Consider the following 18,331-nt stretch of genomic DNA (forward strand, 5'->3'; position numbering starts at 1 on the left):
CCTATTTTAAGTTGCCACCATGTATGAAAAAAGTAACAGTTTCAGCACAAAAAACGATAACAGTTACCGCGCGGCGGGGGGCAGTGTTTTGATGATCTGCGCCGGGTTACCGCCGACGATCACATTGGGTGGTACATCTTTGACCACAACCGCACCGGAAGCAATCACGGCGTTATCCCCGATTGTGACGCCAGGATTAATCACCGCTCGCCCGCCAATCCAGACGTTATGGCCAATGGTGACGGGCTTTCCATATTCAATGCCGCTTATGCGTTCAGCGGCATCAACCGGATGCGTTGCTGTGTAAATATGCACGCCAGGTGCCAGCATGCAATTGTCGCCGATGTGAATAGGGCAGACATCGAGCATCACGCAATCAAAATTAGCGTAAAACGACTTACCGAGGAAAATATTGTACCCATAGTCACAGCGGAAACTGGGTTCAATGTAAGCATCTTCACTTTTACCAAGCAGATCTTTGAGAATGGCTTTGCGTTCAGCTTTTTCCTCAGGGCCTGAATGGTTATAGCGATGAAGCAACTGGCGGGCACGCAGACGGTCGGCACGCAAGGTTTCATCAGACGGGCGGTAGGGCAGGCCGGCTGTCATTTTTTGTTTTTCATCATTCATTGGGAGCGGATACACCTGTCACCAAGGTTGAACGCCATGTTGCGGTAGAAAAATCTTCGATAAACATTCAGGATAATTAGCGCACAAACTTCCACACGGAGGAGGGGATTTTGTCATAAAGCTTATTCATGGTCAGTTCTGCCAGACGATGATCCGCTGCTGAATAAAACACCGCGAGTTCCTCGTCGGGAAGTTCATATTTATTTTTTTCAATTACACGTTCAAGGGTATCAATTGTCTGACAGCGTCTTAAACGCATCAAATAATCAATTTTTGTTAATGGTTTTTCGGACATACCTTCACCTTAGTGTTGAAAAATTAACAAGAGTGGCTAACAGGATTAGCCTTGCTTACATTGACGAAACTGCGGAACAATTTGTTACCTGTTTTACGCCATTTCTGTAAGTCGTGTGTATTTATGCCATAGCTACTGAACAACATAAACGTATCGTCGAGGTATTCGTCTATCAGTTCAATCAGCTTATTATCTTCATTGTACTTAATTTTATAATTAAGTGCGAAAGTGGCTATGTGTTCTATCAGCTCGTTTAACTGCAAATTGATTGCTGAAGTAGGATCGTTAACCCATCCATGATGGCTCTCTTCAAGATTAACGATGCAATCATGGTACAACGTTTCGCAGAGAAATTTGAGCTGCGCAATATCATGCCTTTTCGGCGAGTATTCGTCCATAACGCATCCCCTTCTGAGTGGTAATTTTTTACTAACCAAACGCTGTTTCAGGATGGGAAACTTCTGCTCTGACCAGAGACACAGGCTGCTTTATGATGTTGATATAACTATAAGCTAGTCTGAATAGGATTTCATGGTGCCATCATGAAAAATTACAAATAATATGTTTTTCTGTCCAAAATGGACGAAATAGCAAACGACTCAATGGAGATAAAATGTCGCGGATATGCGTTTTATTGTTAGCGCATCCTTACGATTCATTAAGTTAGCGCAATTGAGATTATTCCTCAAATGGGAATATTTTTATACCAGGATTTTTCTGACTTAATCTGATTGTACTAGTTAATTAAGAGTATTACCTGGCGATCAAAGTTTTATCCCAAATACACAGTAATTATATGCCTTATATTTGCAGCATAAAATAAACAAACAGACAATAAATGCTTTTAATGGCCGTTTATGGACGAATGCGTTGATGTGAAAAAGGCCGCTAAGCGCGGCCTTTTCTAATATAGAGACTGAGAAACTTACTGCTGCTCAACCTTGTGGCTATGTTCGATATCTTCGCTGCGGCGGCTAAAGCGGCGGCGGACCACCACAAAGAACACCGGAACAAAGAAGATTGCCAGTACGGTTGCGGTGATCATGCCGCCCATTACGCCGGTACCTACGGCGTTCTGCGCGCCGGAACCTGCACCGGAGCTGATAACCAACGGCAGTACCCCGAGGATAAACGCCAGAGACGTCATCAGAATCGGGCGCAAACGCATACGTACTGCTTCGAGCGTCGCTTCTATCAGCCCTTTACCCTCTTTATCCATCAGATCCTTGGCGAATTCGACGATAAGTATCGCGTTCTTCGCCGACAAGCCAATGGTTGTCAGCAGGCCTACCTGGAAGTACACGTCATTGGTCAGGCCACGGAAAGTCGCCGCCAGCAATGCGCCAACTACCCCCAGTGGCACCACCAGCATGACCGAGAACGGAATCGACCAGCTCTCATACAGTGCCGCCAGACAGAGGAAGACCACAATCAGCGAAATGGCGTACAGCGCTGGCGCCTGGTTACCGGAGAGACGTTCCTGGTAGGACATCCCCGTCCAGTCATAGCCGATGCCGGTAGGCAACTTGCTGGCCAGTTCTTCCATCATTGCCATTGCTTCACCGGTACTTTTACCCGGAGCCGCCTGGCCAAGAAGTTCCATTGACGGTAAACCGTTGTAACGTTCCAGACGCGGTGAACCATATTCCCAGTGCGTGGTGGAGAAGGCCGAGAACGGCACCATCTGACCATCGGTTGCACGGACGTACCAGTTACCGATGTCGCTTGGCAACATGCGGTATTTCGCCTGCGACATCACGTACACTTTCTTCACGCGACCACGGTCGATGAAGTCGTTAACGTAGCTCCCACCCCATGCTGCTCCCAGCGTGGTGTTGATATCGCTAATTGAGACGCCCAGCGCCTGCGCTTTTTCCTGATCGATATCGATCTTGAATTGCGGTGTATCTTCAAGTCCGTTAGGACGCACACCGACCAGCAGATCCGGATGCTGCGCGATTTCACCAAACAACTGGTTACGCGCCTGCGTTAACTTCTCATGACCGAGGTTGGCCTGATCGATTAACTGGAAGTCAAAGCCGGTAGCCGTACCCAGCTCGACAATCGCTGGCAGGTTAAAGGCGAAGACCATCGCATCTTTAATCGATGCAAAGTGCGCACTGGCACGGCCCGCAATGGCCGGAACCTTGTTCGCTTCACCTGGGCGTTCATCCCAGTTTTTCAGCGAAACGAATGCCAGACCGGTGTTCTGACCGCGACCGGAGAAGCCGAAACCGTTAACGGTAAAGACGGAGTTAACGTTGTCTTTCTCGTTTTCCAGATAATACTTCGTCACTTCATCCAGCACTTTCTGCGTGCGTTCTTGAGTCGCACCCGCAGGCAACTGAGCCATGGTCAAAAATACACCCTGGTCTTCATCCGGCAGGAACGAACTTGGCAGACGCACAAACAGCACCGCCATGCCCGCAACGATAATGATATAGAGCAGCAAATAACGACCGGTGCTGCGCAGGATGTTGCCCACGCTGTCGGTGTAGTGGTGCGTGCTCTTCTCGAACATGCGGTTGAACCAGCCGAAGAAGCCTTTTTTGCCTTCGCCATGATCGCCTTTTGCGACCGGTTTCAGCATCGTGGCGCACAGCGCAGGCGTCAGGATCAACGCCACCAGTACAGAGAGCACCATCGCAGAAACGATAGTGATCGAGAACTGGCGATAGATAGCGCCGGTAGAACCACCAAAGAAGGCCATCGGGATAAATACGGCTGACAGAACCAGCGCAATACCGACCAGCGCGCCCTGAATCTGCTCCATCGAGCGGCGTGTCGCCTCTTTCGGCGGCAAGCCCTCTTCCATCATCACACGCTCGACGTTTTCCACCACCACGATGGCGTCGTCCACGAGCAGACCTATCGCCAGCACCATACCAAACATGGTGAGGGTGTTTATCGAGTAGCCAAACGCGGCGAGTATGGCGAAAGTACCGAGCAGCACCACCGGCACCGCGATGGTTGGGATAAGCGTTGCGCGGAAGTTCTGCAGGAACAAATACATCACCAGGAACACCAGCACGATCGCTTCAACCAGCGTTTTCACCACTTCGTTAATCGAGATCTTAACGAACGGGGTGGTGTCGTACGGGTAAACCACTTTCAGACCGTGCGGGAAGAACGGTTCCAGTTTGGCAATAGTCGCGCGTACTGCCTCGGCGGTATCCAGTGCGTTCGCGCCGGTTGCCAGTTTAATCCCCAGACCCGCTGCCGGTTGACCGTTGTAGCGGGCGATAACGTCGTAGCTTTCGCCGCCCAGTTCGATCTTCGCGACATCACGCAGACGAACCTGCGAGCCATCGCTGTTCACTTTCAGCAGGATTTTGCCAAACTCTTCGGTCGAGGTCAGACGGGTCTGCGCGATGATGGAGGCGTTCAACTGCTGCCCTTTCACCGGCGGTGTACCGCCTAACTGACCAGCCGCTACCTGGGCGTTCTGCGCTTTAATAGCCGTAATCACGTCAACCGGTGTCAGCTGGAAGTTATTGAGTTTGTTCGGATCCATCCAGATACGCATTGCATACTGCGCACCAAACAGCTGAACATCACCCACGCCCGCAGTACGGCTGACCGGATCTTTAATAGTCGCGCCCACATAGTCGGCAATATCTTCCTGCGTCATTGAGCCATCGGTACTGATCATACCGAGAACCATCAGGAAGCTACTGGATGATTTCTCAACGCTAACGCCTTGCTGTTGTACTTCCTGCGGTAACAACGGCATCGCCAGCTGCAGTTTGTTCTGCACCTGAACCTGCGCGATATCCGCATCAGTACCGGAATCGAAGGTGATAGTGATCTGCACCGTACCAGAGGAATCACTGGCAGAGGACATATACAGCAGGTTATCGATACCGTTCATGTTCTGTTCGATAACCTGCGTTACGGTATCCTGCACCGTTTTCGCATCAGCACCTGGGTAGGAAGCCGTGATCTGAATTGCCGGTGGCGCGATCGTCGGATACTGCGCTACCGGCAATTTGAGGATCGAAAGCGCCCCCGCCAGCATGATGATAATCGCGATAACCCACGCAAATATGGGGCGATCGATAAAAAACTTAGCCATGTCTTAACGGCTCCTGTTTAAGTTAAGACTTCGGTTTTTCTGACTGGCCGCCGGCCTGGGCTTGCTCTTTATTGTCAGAAGTCACTTCCTGCGCTTTCACCTGCGCGCCCGGTTTGACTTTTTGTAAGCCCGTGATGATCACGCGATCGCCGGTTTTCAGGCCATCCGTTACGAGCCATTTGTCGCCAATGGCCTGGGTCGCAGTGATATTACGGATTTCAACTTTGTCACCTTCGCCCACAACCATCACCGTTGCATCGCCGCGCGGTGTACGGGCAACGCCTTGCTGCGGAACCAGCATCGCGTTCGGGTTTACACCCTCTTCAAGCCTGGCGCGCACAAACATGCCCGGCAGCAGGGTGTGGTCAGGGTTCGGGAACACAGCACGCAGCGTGATAGAACCGGTGGTCTGGTCTACGGTCACACCGGAGAACTCCAGCGTGCCAGTCTGCGAATACTCAATGCCGTCATTGGTGACCAGTTGCACTTTCGCTTTGCCGTTTTCCTGTTTCAGAGAACCATTGGCCATCTCTTGTTTCAGGCGCAGGAAGTCGTTGCTCGACTGGGTTACATCAACGTAGATCGGGTCAAGCTGCTGCACGGTAGTCAGCGCAGTCGTTTGCCCACTCTGCACTAACGCGCCTTCCGTTACGTTCGAGGTACCGGTGCGGCCGCTAATTGGCGAGGTCACTTTGGTGTAAGCCAGATTGATACGCGCGCTTTCAACCGCTGCTTTTGCGGCGACAACCGACGCATTAGCCTGCTGTGCATCCGCCTGCGCGGTGTCGTAATCCTGTTGGCTGATGTACTTGGTGCCGAGCAGCTTTTTATAACGATTCACGGTCATCTGCGCGATATTCGCCGCAGCTTGCGCCTTAGCAAGATCGCCTTTCGCGCTGTCGTAAGCAGCCTGATAAGTTGCCGGATCAATCTGATAGAGCGAGACACCAGCTTCAACGTCACTGCCTTCCGTGAAGTTGCGTTTTAAGATAATGCCGCTAACCTGCGGGCGGACTTCTGCGATGCGGTACGCACTGGTTCGGCCCGGCAGTTCTGTGGTGATTTGCAGAGGTTCAGTTTTGACCGTTACGACGCCAACTTCTGGCATCTGGCCTGCTCCCTGCTGCGCAGGTTTTTCGTCACATCCTGTAAGCGCTAAGCTGCCCGAAAGCATCAGAACGACCGCCAGAGGCGTTAACCCTCTGTTTTTGTTCATAAGTAAACCTCGAGTGTCCGATTTCAAATTGATCAATGGATCAATGGCCCAAAAACCCATTGCTGCGTTTATATTATGGTCGTGCTATGGTACAAACATTCACAAATGTATGTAAATCTGACTCCTGTAAATTCACCAACATATGGCACGAAAAACCAAACAACAGGCGCTGGAGACTCGTCAGCACATTCTTGATGTCGCCATGCGTCTATTTTCGCAGAATGGCGTTTCTGCAACTTCGTTGGCTGAAATTGCGCAGGCGGCAGGCGTGACTCGCGGCGCGATTTACTGGCACTTCAAAAACAAGTCGGATTTGTTTAGTGAAATATGGGAGCTATCAGAGTCCAGTATTAGCGATCTTGAGACTGAGTATCGGGCAAAATTCCCCGACGATCCACTCTCTGTATTAAGAGAAATATTGGTTTATATCCTTGAAGCAACAGTTGTTGAAGAACGGCGTCGCTTAATGATGGAGATCATTTTTCACAAATGTGAGTTTGTCGGCGAAATGGCGATTGTGCAAGAAGCGCAGCGGAATTTGTGCCTGGAAAGTTATGATCGAATCGAGCTTACACTCCGCGAATGTATGCAGGCAAAATTGCTGCCGGACAATTTACTGACCCGCCGCGTCGCAGTGCTTATACGCGCCTATATTTCAGGGATTATGGAAAACTGGCTCTTTGCCCCGCAATCTTTTGACCTCAAAAAAGAAGCGCGTGATTACGTTTCTGTCTTGCTTGAGATGTGCCAGCTCTGCCCGACGCTGCGCGCTGAGCCGCTCGCGCTCAACGCATAACATTGCAAGCCGCCAGGATTTCTCCTGGAGGCTTCTCACTTCGCTAGGTTGTTGCATAACAGCGTGATATTCTTGCGCGCGTGGCTATTCCGGCCGCCTTCCCGAACAGAAAACGATCGCTCAAATTATGTTGCACAACTATCGCACGCGAAATACGTTCGCCGCTTTTGCCGCCGCATTGTTTCTTGTCTTTATTTGCCTTGCGAGTAATGTCGCCCGGGCGCAGACAACCAACGATTTGCCTTCCCGCACCGATGTGCAAAGCCAGCTTGACGCGCTGAATAAGCAAAAAGAGCACTCCGCGCAGGACAAACTGGTTATCCAGGATTTAACGGAGACGCTGGACACGCTCGACAAAATTGACCGGGTCAAGCAAGAAACCGCGCTGCTCAAGCAGAAAGTCGCACAAGCGCCAGACAAACTGCGCCAGGCAACGGATGCGCTCAACGCGCTTAACGATAAAGACAACGACGACGAGACGCGTAAAACGCTGGCCTCGCTCTCCCTGCGCCAGCTGGAATCCCGCGTGACACAACTGCTGGAAGATCTACAAACCGCGCAAAACGACTTATCCAATTACAACAGCCAACTGGTGTCATTACAGACTCAGCCGGAGCGTGTGCAGAATTCTATGTACTCCGCTTCGCAGCAGTTGCAGCAAATTCGCAACCGTCTGAACGGCACCGCAGCGGGCGAGGGCGCACTGCGTCCTTCGCAGCAAAACTTGTTGCTGGTACAGCAGGCATTGCTCAATGCGCAGATCGAGCAGCTGCGCAAAAGCCTGGAAGGCAACACGGTATTGCAAGACACGCTGCAAAAGCAGCGCGATTACGTTACTGCGAACAGTAACCGCCTTGAACACCAGCTCCAGTTATTGCAGGAAGCGGTAAACAGCAAGCGCCTGACGCTAACCGAAAAAACCGCGCAAGAAGCGGTCACGCCGGACGAAACGGCGCGTATCCAGGCGAACCCGCTGGTAAAACAAGAGCTGGATATTAACCATCAACTGAGCCAGAAATTGATTGCCGCGACAGAGAGCGGTAACGCGCTGGTGCAGCAGAATATCAAGGTGAAAAACTGGCTCGATCGTGCGTTGCAGTCTGAGCGCAATATAAAAGAACAGATTTCCGTATTGAAAGGCAGCTTGCTGTTGTCGCGTATTCTCTACCAGCAACAGCAGACCTTACCGTCGGCGGATGAACTGGAAGATATGACCAACCGCATTGCGGATCTGCGTCTTGAGCAGTTCGATATCAACCAGCAGCGTGATGCCCTGTTCCAGAGCGATAACTTTGTCGCCAAACTGGAAGAAGGGCATCAGACCGAGGTTAACGACGAAGTCCATGACGCGCTGTTGCAGGTGGTGGATATGCGCCGCGAACTGCTCGATCAACTGAACAAGCAGCTTGGCAACCAGCTCATGATGGCCATCAACTTGCAGGTGAATCAGCAGCAATTGATGAGCGTGTCGAAAAGCTTGCAGGAGATCCTGACCCAGCAAATCTTCTGGGTAAACAGCAATAAGCCGATGGACTGGGAGTGGTTCAAAGCTTTTCCGAAAGCGCTACGCGACCAGATTAAAAGCACCAAAATCACCGTTAACTGGGAAAAAGCCTGGCCAGCGGTGGCCATTGCTTTCCTGGCCGGTTTGCCATTATTACTGATTGCCGGGCTGATCCGCTGGCGTTTGCGCTGGCTGAAAAACTACCAGGCAAAACTTGCCGCCCAGGTCGGGCAATTGCGAAGCGACAGCCAGTTGCATACGCCGAAAGCGATCTTTATCGATCTGATTCGGGCCTTGCCAGTCTGTTTGCTGATCCTGGCAGTCGGGCTGATCCTGCTTACCATGCAGCTAAACATTAGCGAGCTGCTGTGGGCATTCAGTAAAAAACTGGCGCTGTTCTGGCTGGTATTTGGCCTGTGCTGGAAAGTGCTGGAAAAAGACGGCGTTGCGGTCAGTCACTTTAATATGCCCGCCCAGCTTACCAGCCACTGGCGTCGGCAGATTGTGCGTATCAGCCTGGCATTATTGCCGCTGCACTTCTGGTCGGTGGTATCAGAACTCTCCCCGCTGCATCTGATGGATGATGTGATCGGGCAGTTTGTCATTCTGGTCAACTTGCTGGTGATCACCGCGCTGGTGTGGCCGATGTTCCGCGAAAGCTGGCGTGATAAAGAGTCGCACAGTATTCGTCTGGTGACGGTCACCGTGCTGGCGATTGTACCGATTGCCTTAATGGTGCTGACGGCGACAGGTTATTTCTACACCACGCTGCGCCTCTCCGGGCGCTGGATTGAAACGGTTTACCTGGTCATTATCTGGAACCTGCTTTACCAGACGGTGCTGCGAGGGTTAAGCGTAGCGGCACGCCGTATTGCGTATCGTCGTGCGCTGGCGCGTCGGCAGAATATGGTGAAAGAGGGCGCAGAAGGGGCTGAACCGCAAGAAGAACCGACCATTGCGCTGGAACAGGTTAACCAGCAAACATTGCGTATCACGATGTTGGTGATGGTCGCGCTGTTTGGCGTGGTGTTCTGGGCGATTTGGTCTGATTTGATCACCGTTTTCGCCTATCTCGACAGTATCACCTTGTGGCATTACAACGGCACTGAAGCTGGTGCGGCGGTGACGAAAAGCGTGACGCTTGGCAGCTTGCTGTTTGCGGTGATTGTCTTTGTGGTGGCATGGGCGCTAATCCGCAACTTACCGGGCTTACTGGAAGTGTTGATCCTCTCGCGGCTGAATATGCGCCAGGGCTCGTCTTATGCCGTCACTACTATCCTTAATTACGTCATTATTGCCGTTGGCGCGTTAACCGTGTTCGGCTCGCTTGGCGTCTCATGGGATAAACTGCAATGGCTGGCAGCGGCGTTGTCGGTTGGTCTCGGGTTCGGCTTACAGGAAATTTTCGGTAACTTTGTTTCCGGCCTGATTATTCTGTTTGAACGCCCGGTGCGCATAGGCGATACGGTAACAATTGGGACTTTCTCCGGTACGGTCAGCAAAATCCGTATCCGTGCCACTACCATTACCGATTTTGACCGCAAAGAGGTCATCATCCCGAACAAAGCGTTCGTCACCGAACGTCTGATTAACTGGTCATTGTCCGATACCATCACCCGCGTGGTGATCCGCATTGGCGTGGCCTATGGTTCAGATCTCGATAAGGTGAAAAAAGTGTTGTTGAAAGCGGCGATGGAGCATCCAAAAGTGATGCACGATCCGGAACCGTCCGTCTTTTTCACTACTTTTGGCGCCAGTACGCTGGATCACGAGTTGCGTCTGTATGTGCGTGAACTGCGCGATCGCAGCTATACGGTGGATGAGCTCAACCGCACCATCGATAAACTGTGTCGCGAGAATAATATTGATATCGCCTTCAATCAGCTGGAAGTGCACCTGCGTAATGGTAAAGGTGATGAGCTGACCGAAGTGAAGCGTGAGCTAAAAGGTGACGATCCGACACCGTCGGTCGGGCAGTAAAAATATGGCCCCTCTTACGGAAGAGGGGCAGCCAGTTGTTTATTTTCAAAATCTTTTTTAACAATCTCCAGCGCCTTGAGCACCAGCTCAGGCGCAATATCATGCTGCTCCAGCAACATAATCAAATCCACCGCCAGCTTGACCTCATCCGGGGCATTTTCCAGTGACATTCTCTCTCCTGGGTTAACGGGTTAAGCGCGTCAGCACGCCTTCAATCTTCTCCAGCGCATGGCGGCAACGGGTGAGCCTGCCGGCAAACGCTTCAACTTCCTTCTGCAACTGTTGCTGTTCAACAAGCGTAGTGACCGAGCGCAAACGCTGTTCGCGTTCTTGTTTCATTGCCAGCAGCCGACGCTCATACTCCTGATGCTTCAGGCGTCTGCGCTGCCAGCGTGCGATGCCCGGCGATGCGTGATCCCACTCGCGTAACGACCAGACGGCGCTTTCACGCGTCAACGCCGCGATTTGCGCGGTCAAATGCTCCGCCAGCCAGACCACTTGTTCTACCCGCCCATGTTCAACTGCGTGGCGTAACGCCGCCATATTCGCTGTACTTTCATCAAGATAAGATTGCATCCGCGTACTGCGGGTTTGAAAAAGATGCCTGTCAAAACGGGCGCTAACCGTGGCGTGATGCGCCAGCGGTGCGACCTGCTGGCGTAGCGTCGCGAGTTGTTGTTCCAGCCTCTGTAAAAGCACGGCGCTTTTCACGCGTCTTCCCCCTGTAAATCATCCTGACTGTGCTACATTAGCCGCTCATCCTGATAACGATTCGCATTATGCAACGCACTATTTTAATCATCATAGGCTGGTTGGCGGTAGCCCTTGGTACGCTCGGCGTGGTGTTGCCGCTGCTCCCAACCACTCCTTTTATATTGCTGGCAGCATGGTGCTTCGCCCGATCTTCGCCGCGTTTTCACCAGTGGTTACTCTACCGTTCCTGGTTTGGTGGCTATCTGCGCCACTGGCAGCAGTACCGTGCGATGCCGCCGGGCGCGAAGCCGCGTGCGATTGCGGTCATCCTGGTTACGTTCGCCATTTCATTATATTTCGTGAACATGCTATGGGTTCGAATTCTGTTACTGATCATTCTGGCCTGTCTGCTTTTCTTTATGTGGCGCATTCCGGTGATTGACGCAAAGCAACAAAAACCATAAAGCGCAGCGAAGGCAGTTGCAATTGTGGCGGACTGCCAGTAAATTCGAGCGTTTTCGAGCACGGGTGCGGCTGATTAAATGTTAATCAGTGGTTACATCAAGCCTTCAACGCGCGTACCGTGAGTAATACCGTTTCTATCAGGCAAAAAATCCATGACAGCGACTGCGCAGCAGCTTGAATTTCTTAAAAACAGCATCAAAAGCATTCAGGATTACCCGAAACCGGGCATCCTGTTCCGTGATGTCACCAGTTTGCTGGAAGACCCGAAAGCGTACGCTCTCAGCATTGAACTGCTGGTTGAACGTTATAAAAACGCCGGGATCACCAAAGTTGTCGGTACCGAAGCGCGCGGTTTCCTGTTTGGCGCGCCGGTCGCGCTTGGTCTGGGCGTCGGTTTTGTACCGGTGCGTAAACCGCGTAAACTGCCGCGCGAAACCATCGCCGAAAGCTATGAGCTGGAGTACGGCACCGATCAGTTAGAGATCCACGTTGATGCGATCCAGCCAGGCGATAAAGTGCTGGTGGTGGACGATCTGCTGGCAACCGGCGGCACCATTGAGGCGACCGTAAAACTGATTCGCCGTCTGGGTGGTGAAGTAACCGACGCCGCATTTATCATTAATCTGTTCGACCTCGGCGGCGAACAGCGCCTGCAAAAACAGGGCATTACCAGCTACAGCCTGGTGCCGTTCCCGGGGCATTAATCGCGCTGTTTACACCAATTACCTCCATTCCTCACGCCTGAGGGATGGAGTGTATTCACAGCCTGGCTGTGTTAGCATTATCCCTTCGTAAATCCACCTTCCAGCGTTTCAGAGCCTGCCAATGAGTTATCAGGTCTTAGCCCGAAAATGGCGACCACAAACTTTTGCTGACGTCGTCGGCCAGGAGCATGTGCTGACCGCACTGGCGAACGGCTTATCCTCAGGACGCATCCATCATGCGTATCTGTTTTCTGGCACCCGTGGTGTCGGAAAAACCTCTATTGCCCGCTTGCTGGCGAAGGGGCTTAACTGCGAAACCGGCATCACCGCCACACCGTGCGGCGTCTGTGATAACTGCCGCGAAATCGAGCAGGGCCGCTTTGTTGATTTAATAGAGATTGACGCCGCCTCGCGCACCAAAGTGGAAGACACGCGCGATCTGCTGGACAACGTACAGTACGCACCGGCGCGTGGGCGTTTCAAAGTTTATCTCATCGATGAAGTGCATATGCTCTCGCGTCACAGCTTTAACGCGCTGTTAAAGACGCTGGAAGAGCCGCCCGAACATGTCAAATTCCTGCTGGCGACCACCGACCCGCAAAAACTGCCGGTGACCATTCTCTCTCGTTGCCTGCAGTTCCATCTTAAAGCGCTGGATGTCGACCAGATCCGTAACCAGCTCGAACATATTCTCGACGACGAGAAGATCGAACACGAACCCCGCGCGCTGCAACTGCTGGCGCGCGCCGCTGACGGCAGCCTGCGTGATGCGCTGAGTCTGACCGACCAGGCGATAGCCAGCGGCAACGGCCAGCTTTCCGCCGACGTGGTCAGTTCTATGCTCGGCACGCTCAATGACGACCAGGCGCTTTCGCTGGTTGAAGCGATCGTCGCCGCCAACGGCGAACGCGCAATGGCGCTGGTGAACGATGCGGCCTCGCGCGGGGTTGAGTGGGATGCGTTGCTGCTGGAAATGCAAACGTTACTGCACCGCATCGCGATGGTTCAGCTCACACCTTCGGCGCTTGGCAGCGATATGGCGCCGGTTGAACACCGTCTGCGTGAGCTGGCCCGTACGGTACCGCCTGCCGATGTGCAGCTCTATTATCAGACGTTGCTGATTGGCCGCAAAGAGCTGCCGTTTGCGCCGGACAGGCGTATGGGCGTCGAGATGACGCTGCTGCGCGCGCTGGCTTTCCACCCGCGGATGCCGCTGGCCGCGCCGGAAGCAACACAACACTCTTTTGCTCCCGTGGCACCCACGGCGGTAGTCGCGCCGCAGCAGGTTGCTGTCGCACCGCAAATGCCTTCGCAGATGCCACCGCCACAAGATGTAGCGATGCCCGACGCGACCAGCCAGGTGCTGGCGGCGCGCAGACAACTGCAACGCGCGCAGGGAGCCGACAAAGCAAAAAAGAGTGAACCGGCAGCCGCAACCCGCGCGCGGCCGGTGAGTAACGCCGCGCTGGAACGACTGGCTTCGGTGACCGAGCGCGTGCAATCGCGTCCGGCTCCGTCGGCGCTCGAACAGGCTCCGGCCAAAAAAGAAGCCTATCGCTGGAAAGCGACAACGGTCGTGGAAACGGTAAAAGAAGTTGTCGCCACGCCAAAAGCGTTGAAAAAAGCGCTCGAGCATGAAAAAACGCCAGAGCTGGCGAAAAAACTGGCGGAAGAAGCGATAGAACGCGACGCCTGGGCGAAAGAAGTCAGCCAGCTTAAATTGCCGAAACTGGTCGAGCAGGTTGCGCTGAACGCCTGGAAAGAGCAGGACGGCGAACGGATATGCCTGCATTTGCGTAGTTCTCAGCGCCATCTAAACTCGCAGGGCGCGTTGAAAACGCTGGGCGAGGCGCTGAGTGAATTACATGGCGCGGCGGTTGAACTGACTATCATTGAAGATGATAATCCGGCAGTGCGTACGCCGCTGGAGTGGCGCCAGGCAATCTATGAGGAAAAACTTGCGCAGGCGCGCGAGTCGATCATTGCGGATAGCAACATCCAGACGCTGCAACGCTTTTTCGATGCGGATCTGGACGAAGAGAGTATCCGCCCCCTTTGACGGGCAGCTGCGGCTACCCGTTTTCAACCCTGAATGTGACTTATCACTCTGGTTAGTCACCACAGCTAAAGAGAGAAGCCTATGTTTGGAAAAGGCGGTCTGGGTAACCTGATGAAGCAGGCCCAGCAGATGCAAGAAAAAATGCAGAAAATGCAGGAAGAGATCGCGCAGCTGGAAGTGACCGGCGAATCGGGCGCGGGTCTGGTGAAAGTGACCATCAACGGCGCACATAACTGCCGTCGCGTGGAGATCGATCCGAGCCTGCTCGAAGACGACAAAGAGATGCTGGAAGATCTGGTTGCCGCTGCTTTTAACGATGCCGCTCGCCGCATTGACGAAACGCAGAAAGAGAAAATGGCCTCCGTCTCTTCCGGTATGTCGCTGCCGCCAGGCTTTAAGATGCCGTTCTGATGCAGACCAGCCCGCTGTTAACGCAGCTTATGGAAGCACTGCGCTGCCTGCCGGGCGTTGGCCCGAAGTCGGCGCAGCGTATGGCGTTTACGCTGTTGCAGCGCGATCGCAGCGGCGGCATGCGGCTGGCACAGGCGCTCACTCGGGCAATGTCGGAAATCGGCCACTGTGCCGATTGCCGCACATTCACCGAGCAGGAAGTCTGCAACATTTGCAGCAACCCGCGCCGCCAGGAAAACGGTCAAATCTGTGTGGTGGAAAGCCCGGCAGATATCTACGCCATTGAGCAGACCGGGCAGTTCTCTGGTCGCTACTTTGTGCTGATGGGGCATCTGTCACCGCTCGACGGTATCGGCCCGGACGACATTGGCCTTGACCGGCTGGAGCAGCGTCTGGCGTCCGAGAAAATCCAGGAGCTGATCCTCGCCACCAACCCGACGGTAGAAGGTGAAGCGACCGCTAACTATATAGCTGAGCTTTGCGCGCAGTATGGTGTGGAAGCCAGCCGTATCGCCCACGGCGTGCCGGTGGGCGGCGAACTGGAAATGGTTGACGGGACGACGCTGTCGCACTCGCTGGCCGGCCGCCACAAGATTCGTTTTTAACCAAACGGAGGCAGAAATTTTTGCCTCCGCTTGAAAATTCCCGCCAATATCCCCACTTCTCCCTCAACGCATTTTTACCTTGTAAATGGCATTGTTGAGGTTTTCCCAATGAAAGGACAAGAAACTCGCGGTTTTCAGTCTGAAGTGAAACAGCTTCTGCACTTGATGATCCATTCTCTTTATTCGAACAAAGAAATCTTCCTGCGTGAGCTTATCTCCAACGCCTCGGATGCGGCGGACAAACTGCGTTTCCGCGCGCTGTCCAAACCGGAACTGTACGAAGGTGATGGCGATCTGCACGTGCGCGTCTCCTTTGATAAAGAGAACCGTACGCTGACCATTGCCGATAACGGCATTGGTATGACGCGCGATGAAGTGATCGACCACCTGGGGACGATTGCAAAATCGGGTACCAAGGCGTTTCTGGAATCCATGGGTTCCGATCAGGCGAAAGACAGCCAGCTGATTGGTCAGTTCGGCGTCGGTTTCTATTCGGCATTTATCGTTGCCGATAAAGTGACCGTGCGCACCCGCGCGGCGGGTGAAAGCGCTGAAAATGGCGTGTTCTGGGAATCCGAAGGTGCGGGTGAATACACCGTTGCCGATATCACCAAAGCCGATCGCGGTACCGAAATCACGCTGCACCTGCGTGAAGGGGAAGACGACTTCCTCAACGACTGGCGCGTACGCTCGATCATCAGCAAGTATTCCGACCATATTGCGCTGCCGGTAGAGATCGAAAAACAGGAAGAGAAAGACGGCGAAACCGTGGTTTCCTGGGAGAAGATCAACAAAGCGCAGGCCCTGTGGACGCGTAACAAAGCGGAAATCAAAGACGAGGAATACAACGAGTTCTACAAACATATCTCCCACGACTTTACCGATCCGCTGATCTGGAGCCACAACCGTGTGGAAGGTAAACAGGAGTACACCAGCCTGCTTTACATTCCGTCGCAGGCACCGTGGGATATGTGGAACCGCGATCATAAACACGGCCTGAAACTCTATGTTCAGCGCGTGTTTATCATGGACGAAGCCGAGCAGTTCATGCCGAACTACCTGCGCTTTGTGCGTGGCCTGGTCGATTCCAACGACCTGCCGCTCAACGTTTCCCGTGAAATCTTACAAGACAGCAACGTGACGCGCAGCCTGCGCACCGCGCTGACCAAACGCGTGCTGCAAATGCTGGAAAAACTGGCGAAAGATGACGCGGAAAAATACCAGACCTTCTGGCAACAGTTTGGCCTGGTGCTGAAAGAGGGCACGGGCGAAGATCACGCGAACCTGGAAACCATCGCCAAACTGCTGCGCTTTGCCTCCACGCACAACGACTCTTCCGCACAAACTGTGTCACTGGAAGAGTATGTGTCGCGCATGAAAGAAGGGCAGGAAAAAATCTACTTCATCACCGCCGACAGCTACGCCGCGGCGAAGAGCAGCCCGCATCTGGAGCTGCTGCGTAAGAAAGGCATCGAAGTGTTGCTGCTTTCCGATCGCATCGACGAGTGGATGATGAGCTACCTGACCGAGTTCGACGGCAAGCCGTTCCAGTCAGTTGCCAAAGCCGACGCTTCGCTGGATAAACTGGCAGACGAAGTGGATGAAAGCACAAAAGAAGCTGAAAAAGCGCTGGAGCCGTTCGTTGAGCGCGTGAAAACGCTGCTGGGCGATCGTGTGAAAGAAGTGCGCCTGACTCACCGTCTGACCGATACGCCAGCCGTGGTAGTGACCGATGCCGACGAAATGAGCACCCAGATGGCGAAACTGTTCGCCGCGGCGGGCCAGAATGCGCCGGAAGTGAAGTACATTTTCGAACTCAACCCGGATCACGCCCTGGTGAAACGCGCGGCTGACACGCAGGACGAAACCCAGTTTAAAGAATGGGTCGAGTTACTGCTGGATCAGGCGCTGTTTGCTGAACGCGGTACGCTGGAAGATCCGAACCAGTTTATTCGCCGCATGAACCAGTTACTGGTTTCATAAGCCGCGTTTGAGCTGATACCGATAAGGGGCCATTGGCCCCTTTTTTTATTTCTCAATGGACTTATTTGCGCCGGGTTGATGTTACCGGGCACTTTTCCGTTTATGCCTTGCGCATGATAAGAAAACGTATCATTAACCGTTTCAGCCGATCCCGCTTCCTTGAGCGTGGGTCGTTCTGGTGGTATCTTTTAGCGCTTTTTGAAAAATTGAACCAACATTTGAGGGGATTTTCGCAATGCGTATTATTCTGCTTGGCGCTCCGGGCGCGGGTAAAGGAACTCAGGCTCAGTTCATCATGGAGAAATACGGTATTCCGCAAATCTCTACCGGTGACATGCTGCGCGCCGCTGTTAAATCTGGCAGCGAACTGGGCAAACAGGCAAAAGACATCATGGACGCGGGCAAGCTGGTCACTGACGAGCTGGTTATCGCACTGGTGAAAGAGCGTATTGCCCAGGAAGATTGCCGCAATGGTTTCCTGCTGGACGGTTTCCCGCGCACCATTCCGCAAGCGGACGCGATGAAAGAAGCCGGCATCAACGTTGATTTCGTTCTTGAGTTCGATGTGCCGGACGAGCTGATCGTCGATCGCATTATCGGTCGCCGTGTACACGCTGCTTCCGGTCGCGTTTACCACATCAAATTCAACCCGCCGAAAGTGGAAGGCAAAGATGACGTGACCGGCGAAGAGCTGACCACGCGTAAAGACGATCAGGAAGAGACCGTGCGTAAACGCCTGGTGGAATACCATCAGATGACCGCGCCGCTGATCGGCTACTACCAGAAAGAAGCGCAGGCGGGTAACACGCGCTATGCGAAAGTCGACGGCACCAAAGCCGTTGCTGATGTACGCGCAGAGCTGGAAAAAATCCTCGGCTAATCGCGCCCGCTCACCCGGAGTCTCCGGGTGAGAAT

The 18,331-nt window shown here is 53.3% G+C and carries 16 protein-coding genes and 1 other annotated feature; of the genes, 9 read left to right on the forward strand and 7 right to left on the reverse strand.

Annotation, left to right across the window (positions count from 1 at the left end; all coding sequences use genetic code 11):
- Positions 1 to 63: 63 nt before the first annotated feature.
- The 5 genes from maa to acrA all read right to left on the reverse strand — a co-directional run bounded on the left by maa (position 64) and on the right by acrA (position 6,216).
- The gene (gene maa, locus H650_RS19700; protein WP_020456806.1) at positions 64 to 630 is read right to left on the reverse strand and encodes a maltose O-acetyltransferase; all 567 of its coding nucleotides are present in this window, start codon (positions 628 to 630) and stop codon (positions 64 to 66) included.
- Between the two features lie 76 nt (positions 631 to 706).
- Positions 707 to 925, reverse strand: a complete 219-nt coding sequence (hha, locus tag H650_RS19705; RefSeq protein WP_017459990.1) for a hemolysin expression-modulating protein Hha — start codon at positions 923 to 925, stop codon at positions 707 to 709.
- A gap of 23 nt (positions 926 to 948) precedes the next feature.
- A complete protein-coding gene (tomB, locus tag H650_RS19710; RefSeq protein WP_020456807.1) occupies positions 949 to 1,323 on the reverse strand; it encodes an Hha toxicity modulator TomB in 375 nt (124 codons plus the stop codon).
- A gap of 527 nt (positions 1,324 to 1,850) precedes the next feature.
- The gene (gene acrB, locus H650_RS19715) at positions 1,851 to 5,000 is read right to left on the reverse strand and encodes a multidrug efflux RND transporter permease subunit AcrB (protein ID WP_020456808.1); all 3,150 of its coding nucleotides are present in this window, start codon (positions 4,998 to 5,000) and stop codon (positions 1,851 to 1,853) included.
- 22 nt (positions 5,001 to 5,022) lie between these two features.
- Entirely contained in the window at positions 5,023 to 6,216 is a 1,194-nt protein-coding gene (gene acrA / locus H650_RS19720) for a multidrug efflux RND transporter periplasmic adaptor subunit AcrA (protein ID WP_020456809.1), read from the reverse strand.
- Positions 6,217 to 6,358: 142 nt separating this feature from the next.
- On the opposite strand from acrA, the gene acrR reads away from it, so the two are divergent.
- Together acrR and mscK are read left to right on the forward strand one after the other, a co-directional pair.
- Complete coding sequence (gene acrR / locus H650_RS19725; RefSeq protein ID WP_020456810.1) at positions 6,359 to 7,012, forward strand: multidrug efflux transporter transcriptional repressor AcrR; 654 nt, start codon at positions 6,359 to 6,361, stop codon at positions 7,010 to 7,012.
- A 127-nt stretch (positions 7,013 to 7,139) separates the two neighbouring features.
- On the forward strand, positions 7,140 to 10,496 hold the full coding sequence (gene mscK, locus H650_RS19730) for a mechanosensitive channel MscK (RefSeq protein WP_020456811.1): 3,357 nt from the start codon (positions 7,140 to 7,142) through the stop codon (positions 10,494 to 10,496).
- Between the two features lie 14 nt (positions 10,497 to 10,510).
- Here the strand turns inward: mscK and rsmS are convergent, their stop codons facing one another.
- Both rsmS and priC read right to left on the reverse strand, forming a co-directional pair.
- Positions 10,511 to 10,666, reverse strand: a complete 156-nt coding sequence (gene rsmS, locus H650_RS24890) for a pleiotropic regulatory protein RsmS (RefSeq protein ID WP_020456812.1) — start codon at positions 10,664 to 10,666, stop codon at positions 10,511 to 10,513.
- 13 nt (positions 10,667 to 10,679) lie between these two features.
- Positions 10,680 to 11,207 (reverse strand): primosomal replication protein N'', encoded by a 528-nt coding sequence (gene priC, locus H650_RS19735; protein ID WP_020456813.1) that lies wholly within the window; start codon positions 11,205 to 11,207, stop codon positions 10,680 to 10,682.
- A 68-nt stretch (positions 11,208 to 11,275) separates the two neighbouring features.
- Here priC and H650_RS19740 point away from each other — a divergent pair, with 68 nt between their 5' ends.
- From H650_RS19740 to adk, 7 genes are all read left to right on the forward strand, one after another.
- On the forward strand, positions 11,276 to 11,653 hold the full coding sequence (locus H650_RS19740; RefSeq protein ID WP_020456814.1) for a DUF454 family protein: 378 nt from the start codon (positions 11,276 to 11,278) through the stop codon (positions 11,651 to 11,653).
- 153 nt (positions 11,654 to 11,806) lie between these two features.
- Positions 11,807 to 12,358: an adenine phosphoribosyltransferase gene (apt, locus tag H650_RS19745; protein WP_017459999.1), complete on the forward strand. Its 552-nt coding sequence runs from the start codon at positions 11,807 to 11,809 to the stop codon at positions 12,356 to 12,358.
- A gap of 121 nt (positions 12,359 to 12,479) precedes the next feature.
- Positions 12,480 to 14,417 carry a DNA polymerase III subunit gamma/tau gene (gene dnaX / locus H650_RS19750; protein WP_044489580.1) on the forward strand — a complete coding sequence of 646 codons (1,938 nt, stop codon included), beginning with the start codon at positions 12,480 to 12,482 and terminating at the stop codon, positions 14,415 to 14,417.
- Positions 13,750 to 13,814: a sequence feature (DnaX frameshifting element), on the forward strand. It overlaps the preceding gene by 65 nt.
- Positions 14,418 to 14,498: 81 nt before the next feature.
- Positions 14,499 to 14,828: a YbaB/EbfC family nucleoid-associated protein gene (locus H650_RS19755; RefSeq protein WP_007373594.1), complete on the forward strand. Its 330-nt coding sequence runs from the start codon at positions 14,499 to 14,501 to the stop codon at positions 14,826 to 14,828.
- Entirely contained in the window at positions 14,828 to 15,433 is a 606-nt protein-coding gene (recR, locus tag H650_RS19760; protein ID WP_017460002.1) for a recombination mediator RecR, read from the forward strand. The genes H650_RS19755 and recR overlap by 1 nt, the downstream gene beginning before the upstream one ends.
- 108 nt (positions 15,434 to 15,541) lie before the next feature.
- Positions 15,542 to 17,416: a molecular chaperone HtpG gene (htpG, locus tag H650_RS19765; protein ID WP_020456816.1), complete on the forward strand. Its 1,875-nt coding sequence runs from the start codon at positions 15,542 to 15,544 to the stop codon at positions 17,414 to 17,416.
- Between the two features lie 235 nt (positions 17,417 to 17,651).
- On the forward strand, positions 17,652 to 18,296 hold the full coding sequence (adk, locus tag H650_RS19770; protein WP_020456817.1) for an adenylate kinase: 645 nt from the start codon (positions 17,652 to 17,654) through the stop codon (positions 18,294 to 18,296).
- Positions 18,297 to 18,331 lie beyond the last annotated feature (35 nt).

It is taken from the genome of Enterobacter sp. R4-368, from assembly GCF_000410515.1.
Lineage (GTDB): Bacteria > Pseudomonadota > Gammaproteobacteria > Enterobacterales > Enterobacteriaceae > Kosakonia.

Excerpts from the sequence above, each read along its gene's own strand:
- maa (WP_020456806.1), bottom strand. The coding sequence starts at position 630 with ATGAATGATGAAAAACAAAAAATGACAGCCGGCCTGCCCTACCGCCCG.
- hha (WP_017459990.1), bottom strand. The coding sequence starts at position 925 with ATGTCCGAAAAACCATTAACAAAAATTGATTATTTGATGCGTTTAAGA.
- tomB (WP_020456807.1), bottom strand. The coding sequence starts at position 1,323 with ATGGACGAATACTCGCCGAAAAGGCATGATATTGCGCAGCTCAAATTT.
- acrB (WP_020456808.1), bottom strand. The coding sequence starts at position 5,000 with ATGGCTAAGTTTTTTATCGATCGCCCCATATTTGCGTGGGTTATCGCG.
- acrA (WP_020456809.1), bottom strand. The coding sequence starts at position 6,216 with ATGAACAAAAACAGAGGGTTAACGCCTCTGGCGGTCGTTCTGATGCTT.
- acrR (WP_020456810.1), top strand. The coding sequence starts at position 6,359 with ATGGCACGAAAAACCAAACAACAGGCGCTGGAGACTCGTCAGCACATT.
- mscK (WP_020456811.1), top strand. The coding sequence starts at position 7,140 with ATGTTGCACAACTATCGCACGCGAAATACGTTCGCCGCTTTTGCCGCC.
- rsmS (WP_020456812.1), bottom strand. The coding sequence starts at position 10,666 with ATGTCACTGGAAAATGCCCCGGATGAGGTCAAGCTGGCGGTGGATTTG.
- H650_RS19740 (WP_020456814.1), top strand. The coding sequence starts at position 11,276 with ATGCAACGCACTATTTTAATCATCATAGGCTGGTTGGCGGTAGCCCTT.
- apt (WP_017459999.1), top strand. The coding sequence starts at position 11,807 with ATGACAGCGACTGCGCAGCAGCTTGAATTTCTTAAAAACAGCATCAAA.
- dnaX (WP_044489580.1), top strand. The coding sequence starts at position 12,480 with ATGAGTTATCAGGTCTTAGCCCGAAAATGGCGACCACAAACTTTTGCT.
- H650_RS19755 (WP_007373594.1), top strand. The coding sequence starts at position 14,499 with ATGTTTGGAAAAGGCGGTCTGGGTAACCTGATGAAGCAGGCCCAGCAG.
- recR (WP_017460002.1), top strand. The coding sequence starts at position 14,828 with ATGCAGACCAGCCCGCTGTTAACGCAGCTTATGGAAGCACTGCGCTGC.
- htpG (WP_020456816.1), top strand. The coding sequence starts at position 15,542 with ATGAAAGGACAAGAAACTCGCGGTTTTCAGTCTGAAGTGAAACAGCTT.
- adk (WP_020456817.1), top strand. The coding sequence starts at position 17,652 with ATGCGTATTATTCTGCTTGGCGCTCCGGGCGCGGGTAAAGGAACTCAG.